This is a genomic window from Actinomyces sp. 2119, assembly GCF_003591215.1.
GTDB classification, from domain to species: Bacteria; Actinomycetota; Actinomycetes; order Actinomycetales; family Actinomycetaceae; genus Actinomyces; species Actinomyces lilanjuaniae.
In genome coordinates, this window is the sequence record NZ_QYRR01000001.1 from 110939 (window position 1) to 137677 (window position 26739).

Genomic DNA, 26739 nt, shown 5'->3' on the forward strand with positions numbered 1-26739 from the left:
CCGCCTGCCTCTGTGTCTGCTACGTGCTGTACGACCTGCCGACAAACCTTTCTCCCGCCTGGGTCGGGGTGGACGCGATGACGTCTTCCGGGCAGGTGGGACTGCTGGGCCGGGGCGGGTGGAGCGGACTGCTGCTCGTCGTGGTCCTGGTTCTGCTCCTCCTTCTGGTCCTCGGGTGGGCGCTGTACGCCCGCGCCGTGCGCGTGGACCGCCTGCACCGTCAGGTCCTCGGAGCCCGGGCTACCCTGGAGGCTCAGATCCTGCATCGGGCCGAGGCTGCTGCGGACCTGGCCTCCACCGGTGTCCTCGACCCCGCCTCCTGCATGCTGCTGGCCCAGGCCGCTCGGGACGCCCTGGACGCGGAGGGACCGATCGTCAACGACGGCCTCGACCCCGTTCCCCGGCTGGACTCCGCCTACGGTCATGCAGGGGCAGGTGCTCACGGACCGCAGCCGACCAGGAGCCGCTCTCGCTCCCAGCTCGAGTCAGACCTCAGCCGAGTGATACGTACTGTCGTCGACATGCAGGCTCGTGAGGACCTGGACGGCAGCCAGAGGGGCTCACAGGCGCTGGCACGGCTTGACCGTGCCTGCTATCGCATGGTCCTGTCCCGCCGGTTCCACAACACCCACGTGAGGCAGGCGCGCGCCCTGCGGGAGCGGCCTGTCGTGCGTGTTCTGCACCTGGCTGGGCACGCACCCATGCCGCAGACCTTCGAGGCTGATGACGAGACAGCACCGGTGGGGCACGTCGGCCTGGAGCCTGAGCAACCGCGATCGCAACCAGGAGAGCAACCACGACCGTTGCAGGGGGAGGGGTCATGACGCTGCCTCCCCCGAGCCGGTCCTGGGCTCCCCGCAGCGGCTACCGGCGCCCTGGTGCGGACCTTCCGAGCCTGTCAGGGAGCCCGGCCGCACCGGTGGGGGGCGTGCACGCAGGTGCCGGGCAGGGTGCTGGCGTGAGGCCCCCCGGGTGGGGGCGGGTGCCCGGCCCGGCCAACGGTGCCGCAGCACCCAGCCTTCAGGACGCCGCACGATGGCGCGAGGTGCTCTACTATGTCCTGGCCTTCCTGGGAGCAGCCGGACTGGCAGGGATGCTGTGGCTGGTCTCCGGGTCCGCCTCAAGTGTCCCCGACCTGGCCCTGGTAGTGCTCCTGGCGACGGTCCCCCTACTCGTCGTGCTGGCCGTGGTCTTCTGGATCGACCGGTGGGAGCCCGAGCCCGTCAGGATGCTGCTGGTGGCCTTCCTGTGGGGTGCCGGAGTCTCGACGGCGGTCTCGCTGCTGGTCAACTCCACCTTTGCGGCGGTGGTGGCCGACGCCACTGGGGACCTCCAGGAGGCCGAGGGCCTCGCTGCCGTCGTGTCCGCCCCGATTGTGGAGGAGACGGTCAAGGGGCTCGGAGTGCTCGTCATCTTCCTGGCGTGGCGGCGTACCTTCAGCGGCGCTGTGGACGGGCTGGTCTACGCTGCCGTGGTGGCAGCGGGCTTCGCCTTTGCCGAGAACATCCTCTACTTTGTCACCAACCGGGAGAACCTCCTCCTGGTCTTCATGATACGTGGCCTCTTCTCCCCCTTCGCCCACGTGACCTTCACGGCGTGCACGGGAGTCGCGATCGGCCTCTCCGCCCGGAGACGGTCGAGGCTGGCGTGGGTGTGGTGGACCCCGGTGGGCCTGGTGGCCGCAGTCGTCCTCCACGCGTTCTGGAACGGTGTCGTCACTGTCGCACCCCGGTACTACCTTCTTGTCGAGGTTCCCTTCTTCCTGGCCTGCATCGGTATGGTGGTGTGGCTGCGCTGGGCGGAGCGCATGACGATGAGGCGTCGGCTGGACGACTACGGGCGCGCGGGCTGGTTCTCCCCGCAGGAGGTCATGATGCTGACCACGGGGCCGGGGCGCTCGGCGGGTCGCCGGTGGGCACGCACGCGAGGGCCTGCCGCAGCCACCGCGATGAGCCGCTTTCAGAAGGGGGCGGCCGAGCTGGCCCAGCTGCGTCAGCAGGCGGTGGACGGGCACGCCGGCTACGATTTCGCTGACAAGGAGCGCGAGCTCCTTGCCCGGATCACCTCCAGTCGTCAGGTCTTCCTCGGTGCCGCGTGAGTGGTGTGTGAGTTGTGTGAGTACTGTGTGAGCAGGCCAGGTCGGCTGCGGGCCAGGACCGGGGCCGGGGGCATCCGGGACGGGTCAGGAATTGTTGCGGTAGAGTGAGAGAGGGCGCACCTGGGTGTCTTGCTGCGAGGCCCCAGCCCGTGAGGACACGTCGTCCAGGTGCCCTCACAGACTTTGCGATAGACCTTTGCGACAGACCTAGGTGAACAGGAGTGCCCATGAACGCCTCACATGCGTCTACCGGTAGCCGGGCCGTCAGGAACGACATGATCGAGTCCCTCAAGGGGGGCGTCATTATGGACGTGGTCACGCCGGAGCAGGCGCGCATCGCCCAGGACGCCGGTGCCGTCGCGGTCATGGCTCTGGAGCGGGTCCCGGCCGACATCCGGGCGCAGGGCGGTGTGGCCCGCATGTCGGATCCCGAGCTTGTCAGCGCCATCATTGAGTCAGTCTCCGTCCCGGTCATGGCCAAGGCCCGTATCGGCCACTTCGTCGAGGCCCAGGTACTGCAGTCCCTGGGAGTCGACTGCGTGGACGAGTCCGAGGTCCTGACTCCGGCTGACTACTCCCACCACATTGACAAGAGGGCCTTCACGGTACCGTTCGTGTGCGGGGCGACCAACCTGGGAGAGGCGCTGCGCCGTGTCGCCGAGGGCGCTGCGATGATCCGCTCCAAGGGCGAGGCTGGCACGGGCGACGTCTCCAACGCGGTGACGCACATGCGCTCCATCCGTGAGGGGATCCTCCGTCTTGCGGCCCTGCCTGACGAGGACCTCTACCTGGCGGCCAAGGAGCTGGGTGCACCTTATGATCTGGTGACTGAGGTGGCTTCGACCGGTCGTCTTCCTGTGACCCTGTTTACCGCAGGAGGAGTCGCGACCCCTGCTGACGCCGCCATGATGATGCAGCTGGGTGCCGAGGGCGTCTTTGTGGGCTCGGGTATCTTCAAGTCCGGTGATCCGGTCAGGCGCGCCCGCGCTATCGTGCGGGCCACGGCCCAGTTCAACGATCCTGAGGCTGTTGCCGAGGTGTCGCGGGGCCTGGGTGAGGCCATGGTCGGCATCAGCGCCGCGGACCTTCCTGTGCCGCACCGCCTGGCCGAGCGCGGCTGGTGAGCCCTGCTCCGGTACCGCCCGGGACCCTGGCCGCCGACGGCCGCCGTGCGGACCTGGTGCCGCCCGACTGGACCGACCTGCTGGACCCCCGGGAGTGGCGGCTGGGCCCTGACGGCCTGCCGCACCGCCGGGCTGCCCGGGTGCTGGTCATGGCCGCCGGGAAGCAGGTGCTCCTCCTGAGGGGGCACGACACTGCCGACTCCTCCCACCGGTGGGTCTTCACTCCGGGCGGAGGACTGCACCCCGGTGAGAGCCCCAAGCAGGGCGCGGCACGTGAGCTGGCCGAGGAGACGGGGCTGGCTGTGGGCGAGGAGCACCTGGAGGGTCCTGTCGCCCGGCGTGAGGCCGTCTTCCGGTTCATGCAGGTCACCTGCCGTCAGCACGAGCTCTTCTACCTCCTTAGGCTCCCTGGCCCGGTGGAGGTGCGCAGGGACGGGTGGACCGACCTGGAGCGTGACGCCGTCGACTCCGTGGGCTGGTGGAGCCTGGTTCAGGTGTCCCAGGCGCAGGCCAGGGGTGAGGCGGTCTACCCGGTCTGCCTGGTCGGCGCCCTGCGTGACCTGCGTGCCGGCTGGGATGGCAGGGTGGTGGACCTCACCGACCCTGCTGACGCTGGTTGCGTCCCCAGCTGCCGGGACGGCGGTGGGTGCTCGTGCTACTCGGGCGAGTGCGGTCAGTGAGGGGAAGCCGGTCCGGGAGGAGAGGCTGAGGTACCTTGCGCAGACTCGCGCTGGTCCAGCGGCCTTGGGAGGACGCTGAGCCGGGCGGTAGGATCAGCGCGGTTCGCACGGCTGCGTCCGTGCCTCCGCCCCCGCTGTGAGGTTGCGGGGGCCAACCGGGTAGGCCATATCCTCGTCTCTGCGGCGGGTGCTGCCTGTCAGCACTTCCCGTCGCCCGCCAGGCCGTACCGGCCATCTGACGAACTTTCAAGGAGAACAAGGAGAACACATGTCGGGTCACTCCAAGTGGGCCACAACCAAGCACAAGAAGGCGGTGATCGACGCCAAGCGAGGTAAGCTGTTTGCCCGCCTTATCAAGAACATTGAGGTGGCCGCCCGCACGGGGGGTGGGGACCCTGCGGGCAACCCGACGCTGTACGACGCGATCCAGAAGGCCCGGAAGAACTCGGTGCCCGCTGACAACATCACCCGCGCCGTCAGGCGGGGCAGCGGCGAGGAGGCCGGAGGAGCGGACTGGCAGACCATCATGTACGAGGGCTACGGCCCCGCCGGTGTCGCCTTCCTGGTGGAGTGCCTCACCGACAACCGCAACCGTGCCGCCTCCGACGTCCGTGTCGCATTCTCCCGCAACGGCGGAAGCCTGGCTGACCCGGGGTCCGTGGCCTACAACTTCGCCCGCAAAGGTGTGGTCGAGGTGGCCAAGGCTGACGGGGTGGATGAGGACTCCATCCTGGCGGCCGTCCTGGACGCGGGGGCAGAGGAGGTCGAGGACGCGGGCGACTCCTTCGAGGTCTACTCCGATCCGGGTGACATCGTCGCCGTGCGCACGGCTCTGACGCAGGCCGGGATGGACTACGACTCCGCAGAGGTCCAGTTCGTGGCCGGGACCAAGGTTGAGGTGGACCTGGAGGCCGCCCGCAAGGTGCTCCGGCTCGTCGATGCCCTGGAGGACTCCGATGACGTCCAGAACGTCTTTACCTCCGTCGATATCTCTGCGGAGGTCGCTGCCAAGCTCGACTCCGGTGAGGAGTAGGGACTCGTGCAGGAGGGCGAGGAGCGCACGGCACGCAGCAGGAGCACCCGGTGAGCCCGGCCTCCAGGCGCGCCCTGGTGAGTCAGCAGAGGGTCCTCGGCATCGATCCCGGGCTGACGCGCTGCGGCCTGGGCTGTGTCGATATCGATCCTCGTCGCCGGGCACGGCTGGTGGAGGTAGGGGTTGTCCGTACCTCGCCGGGCAGCAGTCCGGAGCAGCGTCTGCTGGCTGTCGCCGAGGCCATTGAGGACTGGATCGCCCGCCTGGGGCCTTCGGTCGTCTCCATCGAGCGCGTCTTCGCCCAGGAGAACCTGCGGTCCGTCATCGGGGTGGCCCAGGTCATCGGCGTGGCCATGGTCGCAGGTGCTCGGTCCGGTCTTGACGTGGCCCAGCACACTCCTAGCGAGGCGAAGGCGGCTGTCACCGGGTCAGGTAGGGCGGACAAGGTCCAGGTTCAGCGCATGGTGACGCGTATCCTCAGACTGGACTCCCCGCCGCAGCCAGCGGACGCCGCCGACGCCTTGGCCCAGGCGATCTGCCACGGCTGGCGCGGTGGTGGCAGTGGAGCGGACGACGTCGGAGAGATGGTCTCGGCAGGGGGAGCGGTGCGGGCGTCGGCCCGCACCCCGGCGCAGCGTCAGTGGGCTGCGGCGCAGGCGGCCGCCCGGCGTACGGGTGCGGTCGATCCGCGCCGGGTGCGGCGGTGATCCTGCTGCTGCCGGGCGCGGCCTGCTATTCTCCGAACAGGTGTTCGAGATCCTCGTGGACAGGAGTTGGGCTCACACATGATTGCCTCACTGCGCGGTGCCGTCCTTGACGTCTCTCTGACGGGTGCCGTGATCGAGACCGGTGGCGTGGGGATGAGCGTGCAGGCCACGCCCACTACCCTGTCCTCACTCAGAGTGGGCAGGGAGGTCCTGGTTCACACCGAGCTGGTGGTACGGGAGGACTCCCTGACCCTCTACGCCTTTATCGACGCCGACGAGCGCGACTGCTTCCGTGTGCTCATGGGGGTGCGCGGGGTCGGCCCCAGGCTGGCCCTGGCGATGCTGGCTGTCCACACCCCTGACGCACTGCGCAAGGCTGTGGCAGACCAGGACGTGGCTGCTCTTAGGAGGGTCCCCGGCCTGGGACCCAAGGGGGCGCAGCGGGTCATCATCGACGTCGGTGACAGGCTGGGTCCTGCCGCCGGGGAGGCCTCTGGGTCCGGCGGCGGCCCGCACGACCAGGTGGCCGCGGTCTCCGGAGAGCCCAACCCCGACGTCGTGGCCGCCCTAGTCCAGCTGGGCTGGAATGAGGCCACCGCTCGTGAGGCGGTCAGTACCGTGGAGGCGGGGGAGGCGGGGGCCGCTACCACCGTGCCCGGGCAGGCTGCTGACGTGGCTGCCCTTCTCCGGGCGAGCCTGAGGTGGCTGGGAGGTGCACGACGTGGGTGACGGCGGTGCGGTCAGTGGCGACCAGCGCCTGGTGACGGGGGCGGCTGACGAGGTCGAGCGTGCCGCCGAGGCGGCACTGAGGCCGCGAAGGCTGGAGGACTTCACGGGCCAGGAGGTGGTGCGCGGCCAGCTCTCCGTGGTGCTGCGCTCGGCGCTGGCCCGCGGCGTCGCGGCTGACCACGTGCTGCTGTCGGGTCCCCCTGGTCTGGGGAAGACGACCCTGGCCATGATCATCGCCAACGAGGTCGACGGTGCCCTGCGGCTGACGTCGGGACCAGCGATCCAGCACGCTGGCGACCTGGCGGCGGTCCTGTCCTCCCTGGAGGAGGGCGACGTCCTCTTCATTGACGAGATCCACCGTCTGGCGCGGACCGCCGAGGAGATGCTCTACCTGGCTATGGAGGACTTCCGGGTCGATATCGTGGTGGGCAAGGGCCCTGGTGCCACCTCTATCCCCCTGTCGCTGCCTCCTTTTACTGTGGTCGGGGCGACCACGCGGGCAGGGCTGCTTCCTGCTCCCCTGCGTGACCGCTTCGGCTTCACCGGCCACCTGGACTTCTACGGGCCGGGCGACCTGACCCGCATCCTGCGGCGCAGTGCCGGCCTGCTGGGTGTCCACCTGGAGGAGGAGGCTGCAGACGAGCTGGCCCGTCGCTCCCGGGGCACGCCACGGGTGGCCAACCGACTTCTGCGGCGGGTTCAGGACTGGGCGGAGGTCCACGGCGCTCCCGGTCGGCTGGACCTGCCTGCGGCTCGCAGCGCCCTGGAGGTCTTCGAGGTTGACGCCTTGGGCCTGGACCGCCTGGACCGTCAGGTGCTGCACGCCTTGTGCACCCGTTTTGGCGGCGGTCCCGTCGGGCTGGCCACCCTGGCGGTCACCGTGGGGGAGGAGCCGGAGACGGTCGAGACCGTCGCGGAGCCCTACCTGGTGCGGGAGGGTCTGATGGTGCGCACCCCTCGTGGCCGTGCGGCGACCTCTGCCGCCTACGAGCACCTGGGGCTAGTGCCCCCTGCCGAGGGGACGTTGTTCGGCTAGAGTGCTGCGCGGCTCAGAAGCATGGGGGAGAGCAGCCTGTGTGGGCGTCGGTCTCTGCGGGCCTGGGTGCGGCCTGGCTCTGAATCGGGGCGGGAGCAGCCGTGATGTGCCCAAGTCCTCGCCCGAAGGCACTGGCGTCCGGGACGAGGTGTCCTAGACTCGCCCCCGTTGGCCTGTGCCAGGGACAGGTCCTGATCGCGATACGGGGAGGCTTCCGTGGAACTGATCTTCATGCTCGTTGTGATGATGGGGGTCTTCTGGCTGTTCTCTGTGCTTGGCCGCAGGCAGCAGCAGAGAATGGCCGAGGAGCAGGCGCGGCGCACTGAGGAGGCCCTCGTCCCCGGGACCTGGGTGCGCACGACGGCCGGCTTCTACGGCAAGGTTGTCGAGGCCGACGGAGACGTCGTCACCCTCGCCACACCCCTGGGCGACGAGACGCTGTGGGCCAAGCGCTCCATCGTCGGTGCTGAGGAGCCTCCCTTCGCTGTCACGGGCGAGGCCGACGAGGATGACGAGCCTGAGGATGATGACCCCGAGGGCGAGCCGGACCAGGACGCAGGCGGGGTCGGTGACATCGACTCCGACAGCGACGCGGAGGCCCATGAGGAGGCTGACGACGGTGGCGACACTGGTGAGGAGGCCGACACGGCCGAGGACCTGCGCCAGCCACGGTCCTGAGACCGCACCTGAGACGTGACTACCCGGCTGACAGGTGTCGGCGGGACTGAGTACTTCACCAGGAAGGGACCAGGTGTCCAGAAAGCAGCGCAGGCGTCCAGGACGTCGTCTTCTTATGGTTGTCCTCGTCATTGCCGTCGGCTTCGCAGTGCTGGCGGTGGGGACGATGAGGGGATGGACTTCCATGACCCCGGGCCTGGCCCTCGACCTTGAGGGAGGTACTCAGATCATCCTGACCCCCACGACGACCGACGGCTCACAGGTCACGGACTCCGACGTGGACCAGGCGATTGACGTCATCCGCCAGAGGGTGGACGCCTCCGGGGTCTCGGAGGCCCAGATCTCCCGTCAAGGCGGGCAAAACATCGTGGTCTCCCTACCTGGTGAGCCTGACGAGCAGGCCCTCGAGCTCGTCCGCACATCTGCGGTTATGTACTTTCGCCCGGTAATCAGGGCCATCCAGTACAACGCCCACCTGATGGCCCAGGCACAGAACCAGCAGGCTACTGCTAGCGACGGCGCCACCGCTGGTGCCGAGACGGACGCCACTGCCGGGGACGAGGAGGCGGCTACCACCGTGACACCCGAGGAGATCGCCACGAGCTATGCCGACGTGGACGGCGACGGCATGATCTCCTCGGACCCTCTTCCCGAGACCTCGCAGGACGCCTCCTCGGACTCCTGGATCAGCGAGCAGCTGCTCTATGAGGCGTACATGACAGACTGCACCCAGGCGGACAACCTCACCGGAGATACGCAGGACCCCTCCGTCGCCGTGGTCTCCTGCTCCAGGGACGGATCCCCCGGGGCCTATGTCCTGGGGCCGGCTGAGATTGCGGGTACCGAGCTGTCCAATGCCGTCTCTGGCCTGGAGACCACTAGCCAGGGCTCGACCACGAGCAACTGGGTGGTGTCCCTGGAGTTCAACTCCGAGGGGACCCAGGCCTTCGCCGACCTGTCAGGACGGCTCGTCGGCTACCGTGACACCGCATCGGCGTCCGCAGGCGCCTCACCAAGTACCGACGCGGAGAAAGCCCAGTTCGCGATCGTCCTTGACGGCCTGACCATCATGGCCTCAGGATTCAACGAGGAGGTCACCTCCGCGATCACTGACGGCAGGGTCCAGATCACCGGCGACTTCACCCAGGACGAGGCAGCCACGCTGGCCAACCAGCTGTCCTTCGGCTCCCTGCCACTGAGCTTCACCGTCCAGTCCGAGCAGCAGGTCTCGGCGACACTGGGGACGGAACAGCTGCGCAACGGCCTTATCGCCGGGCTTATCGGCTTCGTCCTCATCATCATCTACCTGGCCTGGCAGTACCGAGGTCTCATGGTCGTTGCCGTCTCCTCCCTGCTGGTAGCGGCAGCCGTCACCTACCTGGTTATCGCGCTGCTGAGCTGGGGGATGGGGTACCGGCTCTCCTTGGCGGGCGTGGCCGGGCTGATCATTGCCATCGGCGTCACGGTGGACTCTTTTATCATCTATTTTGAGCGAGTCCGTGATGAGGCGCGCCAGGGCCGTACCCTGTCCACGGCCGTCGACGAGGGGTGGAAGCACGCCCGGCGCACGATCGTCATCTCCGACACTGTCAACATCCTGGCCGCGGTGGTGCTGTACTTCCTGGCCGTGGGCGGGGTCCAGGGATTCGCCTTCACCCTGGGGGTGACCACGGTGGTGGACCTGGCGGTCATCATCCTGTTCACTCACCCCCTCATGGAGTGGCTCCTGCGGTTCCGCTTCTTCAACGAGGGCCACCGGCTGTCCGGGCTCGACCCCGAGCGACTGGGGGGAAGCGCGGTCTCGACCTACGGCCGGGGGCGTGAGGCCCTGGCCCAGGGCGTCACGATGTCCCTGGCACGGCGCAAGGCCGAGGCCCGCAGCACCGCACACCGGGCCGTGGCTGATAACGCGGGTGCCGACACCGATGACGAGGCCGATGGCGAGGCCCATGACGCTCTCGCAGGGACAAAGGACGGTGAGGCCAAATGATGTCTCTAGCCAGTCTCGGTAACGACCTCTACTCCGGCAGGACCTCCATCCCCTTCGTCGGCAGGCGGCGGACCTGGTACAGCGTTGCCGCGCTCATCGTCCTAGGTTCAGCGGTCCTGCTGGCTACCGTGGGCCTGACCCCCGGGATCGACTTCAGGGGCGGCTCGGAGCTGACCGTCACCGGCCTGTCCAACCCGCAGGTGGGCCCTGCTGACACAGTCATGAGCGACAACGGCCTGACCACTGGGACGTCGGTGACGACAATGGGATCCTCCTCGGTGCGCGTCCAGACCGCTGAGCTGAGCAAGAACCAGCTGGACGAGGTCTCCGCCGACCTGGCCAGCGCCTACGGGGTGGAGCCCGCCGATGTAGCCGCCACGACGATCGGACCCACCTGGTCCTCCGACGTCACCACCAGGGCTGTCAGGGGCCTCCTCCTGTTCTTCGGTCTGGTGGCCCTGCTGATATGGGCCTATTTCCGGACCTGGAAGATGGCCCTGGCGGCACTGGTGGCCCTGGCGCACGACGTCGTTGTCACCGTCGGCGTGTACGCACTGTCCCGCTTTGAGGTCACTCCTGCCACCATTATCGGTGTCCTCACCATCCTGGGCTACTCCCTGTACGACACCGTCGTGGTCTTCGACAAGGTTCGGGAGAACACGGAAGGGTTCGAGTCCCAGAGCCGCTCGACCTATGCTGAGCTCGCGAACCTGGCCGTCAACCAGAGCTTCGTCCGCTCGCTCAACACCTCAGTCGTCGGTGTGCTGCCCGTGGCGTCCCTGCTCGTGGTCGGCACGCTCCTTCTGGGAGCGGGGACTCTCAGCGACATCGCTCTGACCTTGTTTATCGGCATGATCGCGGGGACGCTGTCCTCGCTCTTCCTGGCCACACCGCTCCTGGTGGACCTGCGCTCACGCGAGAAGGCCGTCAGGTCCCAGGCCGAACGGGTCGCTGCTGCCCGTCAGCGGCGTGCTGAGGAGGCTGGCGACGACCCCGAGGCTCTTGCCGCCCTGGCGGCTCTGCCCGCCGCCTCGCCCCTGAGGCCAGGCCACCACCGCGGTGTCTCCGCCCAGCCCAAGAAGAGGAGAAGGAAGTCGTGACTATCGCCGAGACCCGCGCCGACAGCGTCCCCGCCTCGCTGTCGCAGCTGGTCAGTGACCACCTGCGAGTCGTCCCCGACTTTCCTGAGCCCGGGGTCCTCTTCCGCGACATCACCCCGCTGCTTGCTGACGGCGTGGCCTTCGCCGAGCTTGTCGAGGGGCTAGCGGACCACTACCGGGGCCGTGTGGACGCCGTGGCCGGCCTGGAGTCCCGCGGGTTCATCCTGGCCGCACCGCTGGCTGTACGGCTGGGCACCGGCATGGTGACGGTGCGCAAGAGCGGCAAGCTTCCCGGGCCTGTGATCGGGGTGGACTATGAGCTGGAGTACGGGACGGCCCGTATGGAGCTGCGACCGGACAGCGTCGTCAATGGCTCACGGGTCCTTGTCATCGACGACGTCCTGGCCACCGGAGGTACCGCCGCGGCCTCTATCGCCCTTATCGAGCAGGCGGGTGCCCGGGTGGAGGCGGTGTGCATGCTCCTGGAGCTCCAGGACCTGGGGGGACGCTCCGTGCTTGAGGGACGGCACATCGACTCGGTCCTGACTGTGTGAGGCAGAGGCGGTGTGAGGCAGCGGCGAGAGGCCCGGGTGCAGCCCCGGCGGTACCGGTCCTGACGTGGTCCGTGGTGCGGTCGTATACGTCTCATCATGGGGCGCCGTACGGTGATGAAGGCGGTTTCACATATACCATGCCCTAATGACCGAGACCAAAACGACCCCGGACACGGGAGGCGACAGCGTCGTCCCGGGCTCGCGCGTGCGCAGCCGTCTGGCCTGGTTCGGGGGCCGGGGGCACTCCACGCCTGCTGCCATTGAGCCGCTGCTGCGGGCTGTGCGGGCCAACCACCCTAAGGCGGACACCGATCTCATCGTGCGGGCCTACGAGGTGGCGGAGAGGGCGCACTCGGGGCAGCGTCGCAAGTCTGGAGAGCCCTACATCACGCACCCGGTCGCGGTCGCGACCATCCTGGCCGAGTTGGGGATGACCCCTCAGACCCTGGCGGCGGCCGTGCTCCACGACACCGTCGAGGACACCGACTACACCCTGGAGCGCCTGCGTGGGGACTTTGGTGACGAGATCGCGCTGCTTGTGGATGGCGTCACCAAGCTCGACAAGCTCCAGTACGGGGAGGCAGCCCAGGCTGAGACCGTGCGCAAGATGATTGTCGCCATGTCGCGTGATATCCGCGTCCTGGTCATCAAGCTGGGCGACCGGCTCCACAACGCCCGGACATGGAAGTACGTCTCCGCCGACAACGCCGCCCGCAAGGCCAGGGAGACCCTGGAGATCTACGCACCGCTGGCCCACCGTCTGGGTATGAACACGATCAAGTGGGAGCTGGAGGACCGATCCTTCCGGGCTCTCTACCCGGGGGTGTATGAGGAGATCGAGCACATGGTGGCCGAGCGGGCTCCGGCGCGGGAGGAGTACCTGCGCAAGGTTCGTCTCCAGATCGAGGAGGACCTGAGGGTCAACAAGATCAAGGGCGTGGTCACGGGAAGGCCTAAGCACTACTACTCGATCTACCAGAAGATGATTGTGCGCGGTAAAGACTTTGACGACATCTACGACCTGGTAGCCGTGCGCGTCATCGTCGACTCCGTCCAGGACTGCTACGCGGTCCTGGGAGCGCTGCACTCCCGCTGGACCCCGATGAGCGGACGCTTCAAGGACTACATCGCGGTCCCCAAGTTCAATCTCTACCAGTCTCTCCACACCACGGTGCTCGGGCCCGGGGGCAACCCCGTGGAGATCCAGATCCGGACCCATGAGATGCACCGGATGGCGGAGTACGGGGTCGCGGCGCACTGGAAGTACAAGCAGGACCCTCATGCCTCAGGCGCGGGGTCAGCCAGGAGCCGGGGCGTCGGCTCTGACCAGGCGGAGATGGGGTGGCTGCGCCAGCTGGTGGACTGGCAGAAGGAGACCCAGGACCCTGCTGAGTTCCTTGATGCCCTGCGCTACGAGATGGCGGGAGGGCAGGTCTACGTCTTCACCCCTAAGGGTGACGTGCTCTCACTGCCGTCGGGGGCCACCCCGGTGGACTTCGCTTACGCCATCCACACCGAAGTCGGTCACCGTACCGTCGGTGCACGTGTCAACGGGCGCCTGGTTCCGCTGGACACGCGCCTGGACAACGGGGACTCCGTCGAGGTCTTTACCTCCAAGGCCGTCAACGCGGGCCCGTCGCGGGACTGGCTGTCCTTCGTCGGCTCGAACAAGGCGCGCAACAAGATCCGCTCCTGGTTCTCCAAGGAACGTCGCGAGGAGGCTATTGAGGAGGGCAAGGCTGCGATTGCGCGGGCCATGCGCAAGCAGAACCTGCCTATCCAGCGACTGATGAACCACGACTCGCTCATGGGCGTGGCCAAGACCCTCGACAAGGGGGACATCGACGGCCTCTACGCTGCGGTCGGGGAAGGCCATGTCTCCGCCCACCACGTCGTGGACACCCTGGTCACCACCATGGGGGGTGAGGCCGGTGCGGAGGAGACCCTGGCTGAGGGGGTGCTGCCCACACGGGCTGCCAGCGCACGTCACCGCTCCCGAGGCGGTGACGCCGGTGTGGTGGTCGCCGGGATGGAGGCAGGCGACGTCTATGTCAAGCTGGCACGGTGCTGCACCCCTATGCCCGGAGACCCGATCGTCGGCTTTATCACTCGCGGGTCGGGGGTCTCGGTGCACCGTGCGGACTGTCAGAACGTGGACCAGCTCCAGCACGAGCCGGAGAGGATGATCGGCGTCTCCTGGGCGGACCATGCCCACTCCGCCTACCTTGTCCAGGTGGAGATCGAGGCCCTCGACCGTGGCGGCCTCCTGGCTGACATCACCCGTGTCCTGGCTGACGGCCACGTGAACCTTATCAGTGCCCATATCGGCACCAGCCGGGACCGGGTTGTCACCGGCCGGTTCGTGGTGGAGCTGGCTGAGGCTGGGCACCTTGACCACACTCTGTCCGCGCTGCGGCGTATTGACGGGGTGTTTGAGGCACGCCGGGCAGCACCGTCAGCGTCTGCGGCGCGGAAGGTAGCACAGGCGTGACACCGCCTGGCTGGTGTGGTGTGCTGTCTGCCTGCCTCCAGTGTGCTCATGGCGCTCCTACTGTCGGCCCCGTGAGGGTGTGGCCTGGGCTTGTCCCGGTGGCATGACGGCGTCGATGATGCGCTGGGCCCGGGGGCGGCCAACAGCGCCTGCGCCCTGGCAGTGCGTCAGCGCCAGGAGCAGCCGAGCCCGGCTGGCTCCTGCGTCACGTGCCCGCATCACCGCGCGTACTGCCTCTACCGGGGGTGCCAGGCGGGCGACGTCGACACAGGCCCGTTCCAGCGTGGCACACCGCAGTCCGGCGACCGTCTGCGTGTCTGCTGGAGGTAGACGGGTGCGGCTGATGTCGAGGGTACGCCACCTGCCCCTGGCGTGACCCGTGGCGGCAACCGTGAGCCGTCGAGGACACTCGCCACCGGTGTGTACCCACAGAGCGGTGGCTCCGATCACAGTCGCGCCCTTGGGGACCTGCGAGCTGACGGCACGCATCCTCCCCTCGGGCGAAGCCAGGGTGTCCACCGGGTAGTAGTGGCCCAGGGTCCGGACCAGGACCTGGCTGTCCAGGTGGTGGCAGCGCAGTACGCCCAGTTCCTCCTCCTCTAGCGCGTCCAGGGCCGGCCGCTGGGGGGAGGCGGCAAGGTAGGCCAGGGCGGCGTGGCCGCGGACGGGGATGGGACGTGCCATGGTCCCATGATGGGTCCGTCCCGGAGCCTGGGCCAGCTCGCAGAAAGGCACCTGTGGACAGCCGTGTCGCCTGTGCCTGGCTTGACCCTGACGCAGGGTGAGGCAGGAGCATAGGACTATGGCACAGCGTTATGAGGCCGACCATGTCGGGAGAGCGGACGGGGACGGGTCTGGGTCGGCACCCGGGCCTGTCATGATGACGGTGGGGGAGGTCGCTGCACTGCTGGGAGTCAGTGTCCGTACGTTGCACCACTGGGACGACGTCGGCGTGGTTCGGCCCTCTCGGCGCAGTCGGGTGGGGTACCGGCTGTACTCCTCAGGAGACTGTCAGCGCCTGGAGCAGGTCCTTGCCTACCGCGAGGCAGGAGTACCGCTGGCGCTCATCGGTCGACTCCTGGATGCCCCGCACATGGAGGTGCTGACCCACCTGGTGCGCCAGCGTGAGCTGCTGGAGGAACGTGTCTGCCAACTGACGCGGGCCCTAGGTGTTATCGACTCCATGGTGGAAAGGACAGAAGCGATGAAGGAAGCGATGAAGAAGGAGAGGAAGACAGAGGAGGGACCGCAACAGCTACCGGAAGACACCAGAACCGCCTTGGCCGGGCTCTGGGGACACTTCTGGGGAGCCACCTGGGACCCTGCCTACGCGCAGGAGGCTGAGCAGCGGTGGGGACGTACCGAGCAGTGGGCGCAGGCTGGCCATCGACAGGCTTCCATGACCTGGGGAGACTGGGAGCAGGCCTGCCAGGAGTCTGAGGCGCTGGAGAGCGAGCTGGTCGAGGCGATGCGTCGTGGCGTGGTCCCGGGGAGCCCGCAGGCCTGCATCTTGGCCGAGCGCCACCGCAGCGACCTCAGCCGCTGGTTCGACGTCTCGGTGTCCCAGCAGGTGCTCATCACGCGCCTCTACGAGAAGGACGAGCGTCTTCGCCGTCACTACGACCACCGTGCCCCAGGGCTGGCGGCCTGGCTCCGGGAGGTTGTTGAGGCCTGCGCCAGGATCCAGGGCCTCGACCCGCAGACGGCACGGTGGTCGTAGGGGTGTGGCCGCTAGGCTCGGGCTGAGCGGCGCACCTGCTCCAGCCAGGCGCGCCGCGCGGTCAGGGCTGCCTCCGCCTCGGCCACCTTCTTGGAGTCGCCCGCAGTCCGGGCAGCAGCGAGGTCCGTCTCCAGGGCGGCAATGGCGTCCTGGAGCTGGCCAGCCAGGCCTTCGGCGCGCGCCTTGGTCTCAGGGTCGCTACGACGCCACTCGGCGTTCTCCGCCTCACGCACGGCGTCCTCGACAGCACGCATCCGTCCCTCGACCCGGCGAACGGCACCGCGTGGGACCTTGCCGGCTTCATCCCAGGCATCCTGGATGGGGCGCAGCGCCCTTCTGGCTGCCTTGACGTCGGTAACCGGCACCAGCGCCTCCGCCTTGGCCAGGAGCGCCTCCTTGACCTTGAGGTTTTCGGCGAGCTCGGCGTCGGCAGCCGCGTCCTTGGCTCGACGGGCGTCGAAGAAGACCTGCTGGGCGGCGCGGAAACGTGCCCACAGGGCGTCGTCCTCCTTGCGGGAGGCGCGTCCAGCCTTCTTCCACTCCTCCAGGAGGTCTCGGTACTTGGCTGAGGTCCCGGCCCAGTCCGTGGAGTTCTGGAGCTCCTCCGCCTTCTTGATGAGGGCCTCCTTGGCCGCACGGACCTTGGCCTGCCTGGCGTCCAGCTCGCTGAAGAACTGGCGGCGGTGGCGGTCAAAGGTCGTGCGGGCGTGGGAGAAGCGCTTCCACAAGCCGTCCTCAGTGGGACGGTCCAGCCGGGGGCCGCGGCGCTGTGCCTGCTTCCAGGACTCCAGAAGCTCGCGCAGCTCGGTGCCGGAGCTCTTCCACTGGGTACGAGCAGGGTCCTGGGCCGCGATGGCCTCGGCCCGCTCCACGATGGCCGTACGCTCCTTGAGCGCCTGCTCCTTGGCGGCAGCCCGTTCCGCGGCTACCGCCTCACGGCGCTCAGTGGCGACAGTCTTGAGCGCGGCGAAGCGGGAGCGCAGCCCGTCGAGGTCGCCGACAGCCGCAGGCTCCTTGAGGGAGTCCTCCACAGACTTCAAGGTGGAGTCGATCTCCCGGACGCTGAGCTGGGGCAGGCGGGTGGCGAACAGGTCTACCGTCGACTTCAGGTCCAGGAACCGGCGCACGTAGAAGGCCATCGCCTCGGCGACGGGGACATCGGGGAACTGGCCGACCTCGCGCTCGGTACCGCCGTCCTGGACATAGACCCGTCCCTCTCCGTCCACCCGGCCCCACTTGGCGGCGTCCATCGCCTCCTGCGGGTCCACTGTCGGCTCTGAGGGGGCCGCTGGGGCCGACTGAGCCTGGGTGGCCTGGGCAGCAGGCGGGGTCAGACTCTCCTCACCCTTGCTCTCCTCGCCCTTGGCGCCGTCCGGCCCCTCGGGCTGTGCCGGAGGTGCTGGGGACGCCTCGGCAGGCTCAGGGGACCTGGGCGACAGGGAGCTGGAGGGCTCCGGAGTCTCAGAAGCGCCGGGGGCGCTCGCCTCCTGCGTCTGGGACGCCTCGTCGCTGTCCTGATCACTGCCGTCCTGCGCCGCCTGTGCTGTTGTGTCGGGGGCAGCGAGGCTGTCCGTTCCTGTGCGGGTGCCGACTGTCTCAGTGCTCTCAGTGTGTTCGGTGCTCTCGGTGGAGTCGGCGACCTGGGCGGCCTCGGAGGTCGGCTCCTGTGGTGCCTCGCTCGGTGCGGTATCGGGCTGGAGCCCGGTGATGGGCTGTGTCTGCTCGGACACGGGGGTGCTCCTTCATCAGTTGACGGGGTGGAGGCCCGGGCGGGCCTCGCTTCCGTACGCGACCGGAGGCAGGGTCGGCTGGTGACCCAGCCACCGGAAGGCGGCAGTGCCAGGAAGTCTACGTCGTTGTCCTGTGGGGGGCCAGGGCTTGGAGCAAGCATCGGGAGCCTGGACTGGCCGGACCTAGGCGGAGGTGTCCCTGGTAACCTGACGGAGCCAGGTCCGGGAGGCAGCCCCGGCCGGAGCCCGGCAGACGCGGGTGTCCCGGCCTGTGTGTTTTGTTACCGGAACGGGAGTACGGAGGGATACCCATGAGCGCGTCTGTACCTGCCGAGCTCGCGGCTGCGGGTGCCCTGGATGCGAGCCGTGAACCGAGCCCACCTGTGGGTATCGCGCTGGGGACGATGCAGTTGGGGACGCGGGTCCCGGCTGATCGGGCCTACGACATTCTTGACGCCTACCTGGACCTGGGCGGGCAGTGGCTGGACACGGCCAACTGCTACGCCTTCTGGTTGTCAGACACCGGCCTGGGAGGTCAGAGCGAGACCGTGATCGGCGACTGGCTCGCCCGTCGTGGCGCGCGCGACAAGGTCCTGCTCAGCACGAAGGTCGGGGCGGAGCCGACCCGCCCGGGAGGGTTCCCCGCCCACGCCGAGGGGCTGGCGCCCGAGGTCGTGCGCGACCGTCTCCGGAGCAGCCTCCAACGGCTACGCACCGACCGCGTGGACCTGTACTGGGCACACATGGAGGACCGCAGCCGCCCCGTCCCCGAGGTGGCCGACACCTTCGCCGACCTCGTCGCGCAGGGCCTGACCTCCCGCATCGGGCTGTCCAACCACCCCACGTGGTTCGCGGCGGCGGCCAAGGTCCACGCCGAGTCCAAGGGTGCTGCCGCGTTCACCGCCCTCCAGCTGCGGGAGTCCTACCTCCACCACAGGCCCGACGTCGAGGTCGAGGGTGAGAACCACCCGCACGGCATGATGACTATCGGGAGCAAGGACTTCGCCGCCAGGAACGGGGTCGACCTGTGGGCCTACACACCGCTGCTCACCGGTCTCTACGAGCACCCTGACCGCCCCCTGCCCACCGCCTACGACCACCCCGGGACCTACGCCAGGCTGGAGGCGCTGCGCACCTGGTCCCGTGAGCTGGGCGTCAGGCCCAGCCAGCTCGTCATCGCGCTGCTGATAGCGCAGGAGCCCTCCATCAGGCCCATCGTGGGGGTCAGCAGCGTCGCCCAGGTGCGTGACGCCGTGGAGGCCGCGCGCCTGAGCCTGCCCGAGGAAGCGCTGACGGCCCTCAACACCGCCGGCTGACCCGCTACGGCCCCGTCTCCCGCGTGTTCCGTCCTGCCCCGGCCCTGGCCGGGGCAGGACGGAACACGCGTAGTCTGATCGTATGATCATCGAGCGCACCGTCGCCCCCGTCTTCGCCGCCAACTGCTACGTCCTGGCCCCCGCCCCAGGTGCGCCCGCCCTGGTCGTGGACCCCGGTGCGGGGGCGGCTGCCGGGGCACTCGCCCTCCTACGCGCCCACCGGCTCACCTTGGGTGCGGTGCTGCTCACCCACGGCCACGCCGACCACGTGTGGGACACCAGCGCCCTGGTCGCCACCGCCCACGCCCAGGGCCTGCTCGCCCGCGACGACGCCGTGGACGTCCCCGCCTACCTCCCCCAACCGGACCTGTACCGTATGGAGGACCCTGACGCCACCACCGGTATCCGCTCCCGGGCCGCGGGCTTCGCCGACATGGCTGGCACTCCCTGGGTGCGGCCCACGGACCTGCGTGCCTTTCCCGAGGAGGGCTACTCCCGGGCTGTCGAGCCCGTCCCTGGCATCGCCGTCCAGGCCGTGCCCGCGCCGGGCCACACCGAGGGCTCGGCGATGTTCTTCCTCAACGCCGCCCTGGGTGACCACCCGCTGCTGCACGAGGCGGAAGTTCCTGAGGTCGTCAACGCAGACCCCGCGCAGGCCGACCAGCTCCGCGGCTACCTGGTCGCCCTGGGCGGTGACGTCATCTTCAAGGGCTCCGTGGGGCGCACGGACCTCCCGGGCGGGGACCAGTACCAGATGCTGGCCACCCTGCGCCTGCTGGCCACTGCGGTGTCCCCGGGCACGCTCATCCTGCCCGGGCACGGTGCGGCCACCACCATGGCCCACGAGCTGCGTGCCAACCCCTACCTGGCCGAGGCCAGGGTCCGCGGCGGCGAGACCGGACGATGACCGGTATGAACCGGTATGACCCCTGTCCTCCTAAGAGGCGCCCCTGACGGACTCCTGACGGACCGCCATGACACAATGTGCCCTATGGCTCAGGTGCAACAGGCAGTATCCTCCCTCTCCGGCTTTCCCGAGTGGCTCCCTACGGGCCGCCTTGTGGAGCAGTCCTTCCTGGACACGTTGCGCACCGTCTTCGAGCTCCACGGCTTCACCGGTATCGAGACCCGGGCCGTTGAGCCCCTGTCGGCACTGACGATGAAGGGGGAGACCTCCAAGGAGGTCTACCTGCTCTCCCGTCTCCAGGCCGGGTACCCCCAGCCCGGTGGGGACCTCGACCCCCGCCACCAGCTTGGGCTCCACTTCGACCTCACTGTCCCCTTTGCCCGCTACGTGGTGGACAACGCGGGGGCGCTGTCCTTCCCTTTCAAGCGCTACCAGGTGCAGAAGGTCTGGCGTGGCGAGCGGCCCCAGGAGGGACGCTTCAGGGAGTTTGTCCAGGCCGACATCGACGTCGTGGCCGACGGCACCCTGCCGCTGCACTACGACGCCGAGCTGCCGCTGGTCATGCACGAGGCCCTCACCGCCCTACCGGTACCCAGGGTGACCATCCACGTGTCTAACCGGAAGGTGGCCCAGGGCTTCTACCAGGCTGTGGGCATCAGCCAGGACCAGGTGATCGAGGTCCTGCGCGTGGTCGACAAGCTGGACAAGATCGGGGAGCAGGCGGTGGCTGCCGAGCTCGTGGACGCCGTCGGCACCACGCCACAGCAGGCCCAGCGCGCGCTGGCGCTGGCCCGCGTCAGCGGTACCGATCCCCGCGACGTCTCCGACCAGGTCCACCGTGCCCTGGACGGTGCTCAGCCCACCGAGCTCCTCCAGGAGGGGCTGGGCGAGCTTGCGGCCGTCCTGGACTCGGCCGGGCGCCGACGTCCGGGAGCGCTCCTGGCTGACCTGCGGATCGCCCGTGGCCTGGACTACTACACCGGCACCGTCTACGAGTCCTTCATGGAGGGGCACGAGGACCTCGGGTCGGTGTGCTCCGGCGGGCGCTACGACTCCCTGGCCGCAGGCTCAGGACGGACCTACCCCGGGGTCGGCATATCGATCGGCCTGTCCCGCCTGCTGTCCCGGGTCGTCTCGGCAGGCCTGCTGGAAGTCAGCCGCCCCGTACCCACCTGCGTCCTGGTGGCTGTTACTGACGAGGAGCACCGCTCCCGCTCCGAGGAGATCGCCGACACCCTGCGCGCGCGCGGTATCAGTGCCGACGTGTCGCCCTCGGCGGCGCGGTTCGGCAAGCAGATCCGTTTTGCCGACAGGCGCGGCATCCCCTTCGTCTGGTTCCCGGCCACCGGAGCCGACAGTGCCGACGACGCCCCCCGGGCGGACGGTGCTGACGACCCGGGCGGCTCCGACTCGGTCAAGGACATCCGCAGCGGGGAGCAGGTCCAGGCTGACGCGCGCACCTGGACTCCCCCTGAGGATGACCTGCGCCCCCAGGTGCGTGCCACGGTACTCCAGGCCGGGTACCGGGACAGGTACCAGGACGGGTGCACGGGCTCTGGACGGTGAGGCCCGGTGTCCGCCGCTGCCGCCCCGGGGCCGTCCTCGGAGGGCGTGGTCCAGCAGGCCAGGGAGGCAGTCCGCGTCCTGCGGGAGGAGCTGGGTGGTCTGTACCTTCCCTACGACCTGGCTGGCACGGCCGGGGCACTCAGGTGTCGCGACCGGGTCCGCGACCAGCTCGGTGACTACGTCCTGCCCCGCCTGGCCAGTGCCGACGCCCCGCTCCTGGCCGTCGTCGGCGGGTCGACAGGTGCGGGCAAGTCCACGCTAGTGTCCTCCCTGGTGCGTCAGCCCGTCGCCGCCTCCTCGCCGATCCGTCCCACGACGCGCCGCCCCATGCTCCTGCACGCCCCCGACGACGCCGCGTGGTTCGAGGGCGGACGCGTCCTGGGGTCCCTGGCCCGACTGCGGGTCGATCCACACGCTCCTGCCACTCCGCCCGGCGGGCACACGCCCCGCGAGCTGGAGCTGCGCTCCTGCGAGGCCCTGCCCGAGGGCCTGGCGCTGGTGGACGCGCCGGACGTGGACTCCCTGGTCGAGGACAACCGGGACCTTGCCGCCACGCTCCTGTCCGCCGCCGACCTATGGGTCTTTGTCACCACGGCCTCCCGCTATGCTGACGCCGTCCCCTGGGAGCACCTGCGCGAGGCGGCCCTACGGCAGATCACGGCTGCCGTCGTGCTCGACCGGGTCCCGCCCGGGGCCGGTGAGCAGGTGGAGACGGACCTGCGGCACCGGCTGGAGGCGGCAGGGCTAGGAGGCGCTCCCGTCTTTACCCTCCCCGAGACTGCCAGGGATGCCGAGGGCCTCCTGCCCGGTGAGGTAGTGCTGCCGGTGCGCCGCTGGCTGGAGGCACTCGCAGCCGACGAGCAGATCAGGAGGAACCTGGCCCGCAGGACCGTCGTGGGCGCGCTGGGCCACGCCCTGGGGGAGTGCGACCGGCTGTGCGCGCACCTGGAGGTCCAGGAGCGCCAGCACGACGCCCTCGTCCACGTGGCTGTCTCGCGCCACCGTGAGGCCCTGGAGCGGGTGGAGCGGGTTACCGCGGACGGGTCGATGCTGCGCGGGGAGGTCCTGGCCCGCTGGCAGGACCTTGTCGGCACCGGTGACCTCCTGCGGTCCCTGGAGGGGAGGGTGGGGCGCCTGCGGGACCGAGTCTCCGCCCTGCTACGCGGGCGGCCTGTGTCGGCAGACCGGGTCGAGGAGGCCGTTGAGTCCTCCCTGACGGCCCTTCTCATCGCTGAGAGCCGACGTGCTGCCTTGGAGGTCGAGCAGGACTGGCTCAGGCAGGACTGCGCCTGTCGCCAGCGTGTCCGTGCCCTGGAGCAGCTGGAGGCCGAGGAGGATCTGGCGCTGCGTGCCGCAGAGGTGGTCCGCCAGTGGCAGGGTGACGTCTTGGCGCTTGTTCGCTCGGAGGGCTCCGACCGCCGTGTCACGGCTCGGCTGGTCTCCCTGGGGGTCAACGGCGTCGGCGTGGCGCTCATGATCGTGGTCCTGGCCCACACTGGCGGGCTCACCGGGGCGGAGGTGGGTATTGCCGGAGGAACGGCCCTGGTGGCACAGCGGCTCCTGGAGGCCGTCTTCGGCGACCAGGCTCTGCGGACTATGACGGTGCGGGCTCGTGCTGACCTGGCTCGGCGCTGCGAGGAGCTGCTCGGTGCCCAGGAGCAGGTCTTTACCGGGACGCTGGCGCCTCCCAGCCCGGGAAGCGCCCTGCTGCACGGTAGTGTCGAGACCTGCCGCGCTAGCGCCGCCCTTCTGGAGCAGGCATGAGCACCTCCGTGACGGCAGGCAGCCTGGGCGCCAGTCTGGATACTGCGCTGGCAGGACTGGAACGCGTGGCTGTCCTGAGCCAGGAACTGGGGCTGGAGGCAGAGACGGCTGAGGTCCGCGCACTGCTGGAGCGCGTAGACCAGCGCCGCCGTCTGGCAGCCGAGACCACTGTCGTCGCCCTCATGGGTCCCACCGGCTCAGGCAAGTCCTGCGTCCTCAACGCCCTGGCAGGAGCCGCGGTCGCCTCTACGGCGGTGACCAGGCCCACAACCACTGAGCCTCTTGCCCTCCTGCCCGCCCAGGAGACCGGAGGGGTACGGGTGGAGGAGATCACAGAGCTCATGGACTGGCTGAGCGTGGGTCAGCGTGTCCAGGCGTCCAGGGAGGCAGTTGACAGGCTGGGTCCGCACACCGTGCTGCTGGACCTGCCCGATATCGATTCTGACGAGCCGGCCCACCGCCGTGTCGCCGAGCACCTGGCGGGCATGGTAGACGTGCTGGTGTGGGTCCTGGACCCGCAGAAGTACGCCGACGGGGTCATCCACCACGAGTTCCTGGCTCCGATGGCGGCCCACGCCGAGGTCACGCTGGTCGCTCTCAACCAGGTGGATCGGCTGGACGCCCAGTCTGTCGAGCCGGTCCTGGCCGACCTGCGCCGTCTGCTTGACCAGGAGGGCCTGGACAGTGCTGAGGTGCTGCCACTCAGCGCGCTCACCGGTGCGGGTGTCGAGGCGCTGGGCAGCTGGGTGCGGCAGGCGGCGGCTGGGCACACTGCGGCGACCCTGCGCCTGGCTGCTGACACACGGGCCCTGGCAGCCGGGCTCCGTGAGCGGCTGTTCGGCAGCGGAGGTACCGGGGCGGACAGTACTGGTGGTGCAGCCGGTTCCGGGGATAACGTGAGGGAGCGGCAGATAAGAGCCGAGGCCGACCTGCGCCAGGCTGCAGCCGTGGCTGCTGGCGTGGACGCCGTGGCTGAGGCGGTCCGGGGCTCCTATGTGCACCAGGCTCGCGCCAGGGTGGGGTGGCCGCCCCTGGGCTGGTTGGAGCGGCTACGTCATGACCCACTGACAGCGCTGCACCTAGGGAGGGTCGCTGGGAGGGTCGCTGTCCGTTCTGGTACCTCCTCCGGGTCTGTCACTACTGCCAGCACCACCGGTAGTCCTCGGGTAGGACAGACCGCCCTACCTGTGCCACGTACGTCCCTGCCTCAGGCAGGACCAGCCGCACTGGCCGCCCTGCAGACCGCCGCGCACTCCTGGTGCCTGGCGTCCTGCGCCGCTCTTCCCGGGGAGGTGAAGGCTGACATCGTCGAGCGCAGCGACCAGAGGGCGGCAGCGCTTGCCCCCGCCCTGGACCAGGCGGTAGCTTCCACCGACCTGGAGCAGCGCCACCTGCCCTTCTGGTGGTCCCTGGCTAGGATGCTTCAGTGGTTGCTGGGGTCTGCTGCTCTGGTCGGGGGTCTGTGGCTGGTGGTTGGCCACCTTGTTGAGACCAACCTGCCCGTGGTTCTTGACCCGCCCCGCTGGGGGCAGGTGCCCTGGCCCGTCGTCCTGCTGCTGGGTGGTCTAGGACTGGGGGTGCTGCTGGCCCTGCTGGCTGGGTTCGCAGCCTCGTGGCAGGCCCGACGGCGTGGTCGCAGAGTCCTCGCACGGCTGCACCGGGCTACTAGCTCCGTGGTACGGCAGCGACTGGTTCTGCCCCTGCGCCAGGAGCGTGCCCGCTGGGAAGAGCTGAGGGCACTGCTTGAGGACCTGTCCTGACGTGGCCTCGGGGCCATGACCGGCTAGGCGACGTCGAAGGACAGCGTGAGTGCCCAGGGACGTGCCCTGAAGTTACTCCTGGCGCCCAAGGGAGATAGCGACGGTCATGCAGGCTGTTCCTCCGGGGCGACCGTCTCTGTGGACTCGACTGCCTCGGCCAGGGCCGTGCCCAGGCCGTCGTAGATGTTGACGACGGTGTTCACGCCACGTTGGCGCATGGCCTCGGCCTCGTCGTCGTACCCGGCGACCGCCAGTACCTGGCCCTCGAAGCTGGACCGCTCCAGCCAGTCCAGGACGTGGAGGTTGGCGCCCGGCTCCGGCATGGCCAGGACCGCCGTGGAGGCATGGACCGCGTCGAGCTTGTCCCAGAAGTCCTGGTCCGTCGCGTCGGCCTCCAGGACGTTGAGGCCCTGGGCGGCCAGCCCGGCGACCTTGGCGGCGTCGTTGTCGATGCCGAGCACGCCGACCTGGCCGTCCTGGGTCAGACGCGCGTAGGTGGCTCGTCCCACACGGCCCATTCCGAAGATAACCGTACGCACGCCGGTAAGGTCCAGCGGGCGCTCTGAGGGGTGGAGGAAGGAGGGCGGCCGGTGGGGCAGGGCCTGGGTCATCCAGCGCACCAGCCTGGCCGGGTTGTGGTTGACGACTCCCGAGACGACAAAGGACAGGGCCAGTGTCAGGCTGACTGCAGCCGTCCACTCCTCGCCCAGGAGCGAGTGGTCAACGGCGACAGCCACGACGATGAGAGCGAACTCGGAGTAGGCGGTCATGGCCAGGCCGGTGACCACGGCGGTGCGTCGGCGCATCCGTTCCAGCCGCACGACCACGGTGTAGACCATGGCTCTGACCGGCATGAGCAGCAGGAGGGCAACGGCCAGGACGACGGCGCCCGGGCCGGGCAGGCCCTCCATGCCGATGGATAGGAAGAATCCCACCAGGAGGAGCTCCTTGATGGTGAACAGGGCGCTGGAGAGCTCCTTGGCCGCAGGGTGGGAGGCAAGAAGCACTCCCATGATGAGTGCCCCCAGGTCGCCGTCGACACCCAGGATGGAGAAGAGCAGGTACCCGGGAAGAAGGGCCGTGGAGATGCCGAAGAGCGTGCGCATCTCCCGGTGGTCGATGTGGTCGAGCACGCTGCCCAGGATCCTGGCTCCCGGCCACAGCAGCACCAGGCACAGTGCCCAGGGCGAGGGCCGCTGGCCCGAGGCCACCGTCATGTACAGGACTGCGGCGATGTCCTGGACGACAAGCACACCGATGGCGATGCGGCCGTACAGTGCGCCCAGGTCGTCGCGGTCCTCAAGAAGCTTGACGACGACGACCGTGGAAGAGAAGGACAGGGCGAAGCCCAGGGCCACGACACCACCGGGCGTGACTACCCCGATCTGCAGCCCCAGGAGGACCAGGCTGTAGACGAGCGCGGTTCCCAGGAGAGACAGGATCAGGATCGTGGCTACGGCAGTGCCCACCACCTCCCGCCTAGCCAGAGCGCGCAGGTCTACCTTCAGGCCGATCATGAACAGCAGCACCGCCACCCCGACGTCTCCGAGCACCTCGATGGCCTCCAGGTGGGGCGTACCCGAGGCACCCAGCACGAATCCGGCGGCCAGGAAGCCGACCAGGGGCGGCAGGCGCAGGAGCGTCGCCGTGAATCCCAGGAGGACGACGGCGAGCAGGTAGATGGCAGGAACAATGGACAGCGCAGTGTCTGGGGTCACGATCACCTTTCCCGGTTCCGTACCGGTGTCTCCTCCGG

At 69.0% G+C, this 26739-nt stretch carries 22 protein-coding genes; 19 read left to right on the plus strand and 3 right to left on the minus strand.

The window, feature by feature from the left end; genetic code table 11:
• Positions 1–77: 77 nt before the first annotated feature.
• The 13 genes from D4740_RS00470 (at position 78) to D4740_RS00530 (ending at position 14220) form a co-directional block, all read left to right on the plus strand.
• A complete protein-coding gene (locus D4740_RS00470) occupies positions 78–824 on the plus strand; it encodes a hypothetical protein (RefSeq protein ID WP_259390590.1) in 747 nt (248 codons plus the stop codon).
• On the plus strand, positions 821–2098 hold the full coding sequence (locus tag D4740_RS00475) for a PrsW family intramembrane metalloprotease (protein ID WP_119834991.1): 1278 nt from the start codon (positions 821–823) through the stop codon (positions 2096–2098). Before D4740_RS00470 ends, D4740_RS00475 begins: the two co-directional genes overlap by 4 nt.
• Before the next feature lie 227 nt (positions 2099–2325).
• Positions 2326–3222 (plus strand): pyridoxal 5'-phosphate synthase lyase subunit PdxS, encoded by an 897-nt coding sequence (gene pdxS, locus D4740_RS00480; protein ID WP_119834992.1) that lies wholly within the window; start codon positions 2326–2328, stop codon positions 3220–3222.
• Positions 3219–3902 (plus strand): NUDIX hydrolase, encoded by a 684-nt coding sequence (locus tag D4740_RS00485; protein ID WP_243106992.1) that lies wholly within the window; start codon positions 3219–3221, stop codon positions 3900–3902. The genes pdxS and D4740_RS00485 overlap by 4 nt, the downstream gene beginning before the upstream one ends.
• Before the next feature lie 268 nt (positions 3903–4170).
• Positions 4171–4935: a YebC/PmpR family DNA-binding transcriptional regulator gene (locus D4740_RS00490; RefSeq protein ID WP_119834993.1), complete on the plus strand. Its 765-nt coding sequence runs from the start codon at positions 4171–4173 to the stop codon at positions 4933–4935.
• A 50-nt stretch (positions 4936–4985) separates the two neighbouring features.
• Entirely contained in the window at positions 4986–5642 is a 657-nt protein-coding gene (gene ruvC, locus D4740_RS00495) for a crossover junction endodeoxyribonuclease RuvC (RefSeq protein WP_259390568.1), read from the plus strand.
• A gap of 78 nt (positions 5643–5720) precedes the next feature.
• Complete coding sequence (gene ruvA, locus D4740_RS00500) at positions 5721–6371, plus strand: Holliday junction branch migration protein RuvA (RefSeq protein ID WP_119834994.1); 651 nt, start codon at positions 5721–5723, stop codon at positions 6369–6371.
• Positions 6364–7407, plus strand: a complete 1044-nt coding sequence (gene ruvB / locus D4740_RS00505) for a Holliday junction branch migration DNA helicase RuvB (RefSeq protein WP_119835223.1) — start codon at positions 6364–6366, stop codon at positions 7405–7407. Before ruvA ends, ruvB begins: the two co-directional genes overlap by 8 nt.
• A gap of 216 nt (positions 7408–7623) precedes the next feature.
• Positions 7624–8085 (plus strand): preprotein translocase subunit YajC, encoded by a 462-nt coding sequence (gene yajC, locus D4740_RS13485; protein ID WP_243106993.1) that lies wholly within the window; start codon positions 7624–7626, stop codon positions 8083–8085.
• A 73-nt stretch (positions 8086–8158) separates the two neighbouring features.
• On the plus strand, positions 8159–10075 hold the full coding sequence (gene secD, locus D4740_RS00515) for a protein translocase subunit SecD (RefSeq protein ID WP_119834995.1): 1917 nt from the start codon (positions 8159–8161) through the stop codon (positions 10073–10075).
• Complete coding sequence (secF, locus tag D4740_RS00520; protein ID WP_119834996.1) at positions 10072–11175, plus strand: protein translocase subunit SecF; 1104 nt, start codon at positions 10072–10074, stop codon at positions 11173–11175. The genes secD and secF overlap by 4 nt, the downstream gene beginning before the upstream one ends.
• Entirely contained in the window at positions 11172–11729 is a 558-nt protein-coding gene (locus D4740_RS00525; RefSeq protein ID WP_182911291.1) for an adenine phosphoribosyltransferase, read from the plus strand. The genes secF and D4740_RS00525 overlap by 4 nt, the downstream gene beginning before the upstream one ends.
• Positions 11730–11874: 145 nt before the next feature.
• The gene (locus D4740_RS00530) at positions 11875–14220 is read left to right on the plus strand and encodes a bifunctional (p)ppGpp synthetase/guanosine-3',5'-bis(diphosphate) 3'-pyrophosphohydrolase (RefSeq protein ID WP_119834997.1); all 2346 of its coding nucleotides are present in this window, start codon (positions 11875–11877) and stop codon (positions 14218–14220) included.
• 57 nt (positions 14221–14277) lie between these two features.
• Here the strand turns inward: D4740_RS00530 and D4740_RS00535 are convergent, their stop codons facing one another.
• Complete coding sequence (locus D4740_RS00535; protein WP_119834998.1) at positions 14278–14904, minus strand: hypothetical protein; 627 nt, start codon at positions 14902–14904, stop codon at positions 14278–14280.
• A gap of 118 nt (positions 14905–15022) precedes the next feature.
• Between D4740_RS00535 and D4740_RS00540 the strand changes: the two genes are divergently transcribed.
• On the plus strand, positions 15023–15940 hold the full coding sequence (locus D4740_RS00540) for a MerR family transcriptional regulator (RefSeq protein ID WP_259390569.1): 918 nt from the start codon (positions 15023–15025) through the stop codon (positions 15938–15940).
• A gap of 11 nt (positions 15941–15951) precedes the next feature.
• Here D4740_RS00540 and D4740_RS00545 read toward each other — a convergent pair whose 3' ends face one another.
• On the minus strand, positions 15952–17670 hold the full coding sequence (locus D4740_RS00545; RefSeq protein WP_119834999.1) for a DUF349 domain-containing protein: 1719 nt from the start codon (positions 17668–17670) through the stop codon (positions 15952–15954).
• A gap of 311 nt (positions 17671–17981) precedes the next feature.
• Between D4740_RS00545 and D4740_RS00550 the strand changes: the two genes are divergently transcribed.
• From D4740_RS00550 to D4740_RS00570, 5 genes are all read left to right on the plus strand, one after another.
• On the plus strand, positions 17982–18986 hold the full coding sequence (locus tag D4740_RS00550) for an aldo/keto reductase (RefSeq protein WP_119835000.1): 1005 nt from the start codon (positions 17982–17984) through the stop codon (positions 18984–18986).
• A gap of 82 nt (positions 18987–19068) precedes the next feature.
• Positions 19069–19893, plus strand: a complete 825-nt coding sequence (locus D4740_RS00555; RefSeq protein ID WP_119835001.1) for an MBL fold metallo-hydrolase — start codon at positions 19069–19071, stop codon at positions 19891–19893.
• A gap of 75 nt (positions 19894–19968) precedes the next feature.
• Positions 19969–21459, plus strand: a complete 1491-nt coding sequence (gene hisS / locus D4740_RS00560) for a histidine--tRNA ligase (RefSeq protein ID WP_119835002.1) — start codon at positions 19969–19971, stop codon at positions 21457–21459.
• 6 nt (positions 21460–21465) lie between these two features.
• A complete protein-coding gene (locus D4740_RS00565; protein WP_182911292.1) occupies positions 21466–23223 on the plus strand; it encodes a dynamin family protein in 1758 nt (585 codons plus the stop codon).
• Positions 23220–24983: a GTPase gene (locus D4740_RS00570; protein ID WP_119835003.1), complete on the plus strand. Its 1764-nt coding sequence runs from the start codon at positions 23220–23222 to the stop codon at positions 24981–24983. Before D4740_RS00565 ends, D4740_RS00570 begins: the two co-directional genes overlap by 4 nt.
• A gap of 104 nt (positions 24984–25087) precedes the next feature.
• On the opposite strand, the gene D4740_RS00575 is transcribed toward D4740_RS00570, so the two are convergent.
• Positions 25088–26701: a cation:proton antiporter family protein gene (locus D4740_RS00575; RefSeq protein WP_243106995.1), complete on the minus strand. Its 1614-nt coding sequence runs from the start codon at positions 26699–26701 to the stop codon at positions 25088–25090.
• Positions 26702–26739 lie beyond the last annotated feature (38 nt).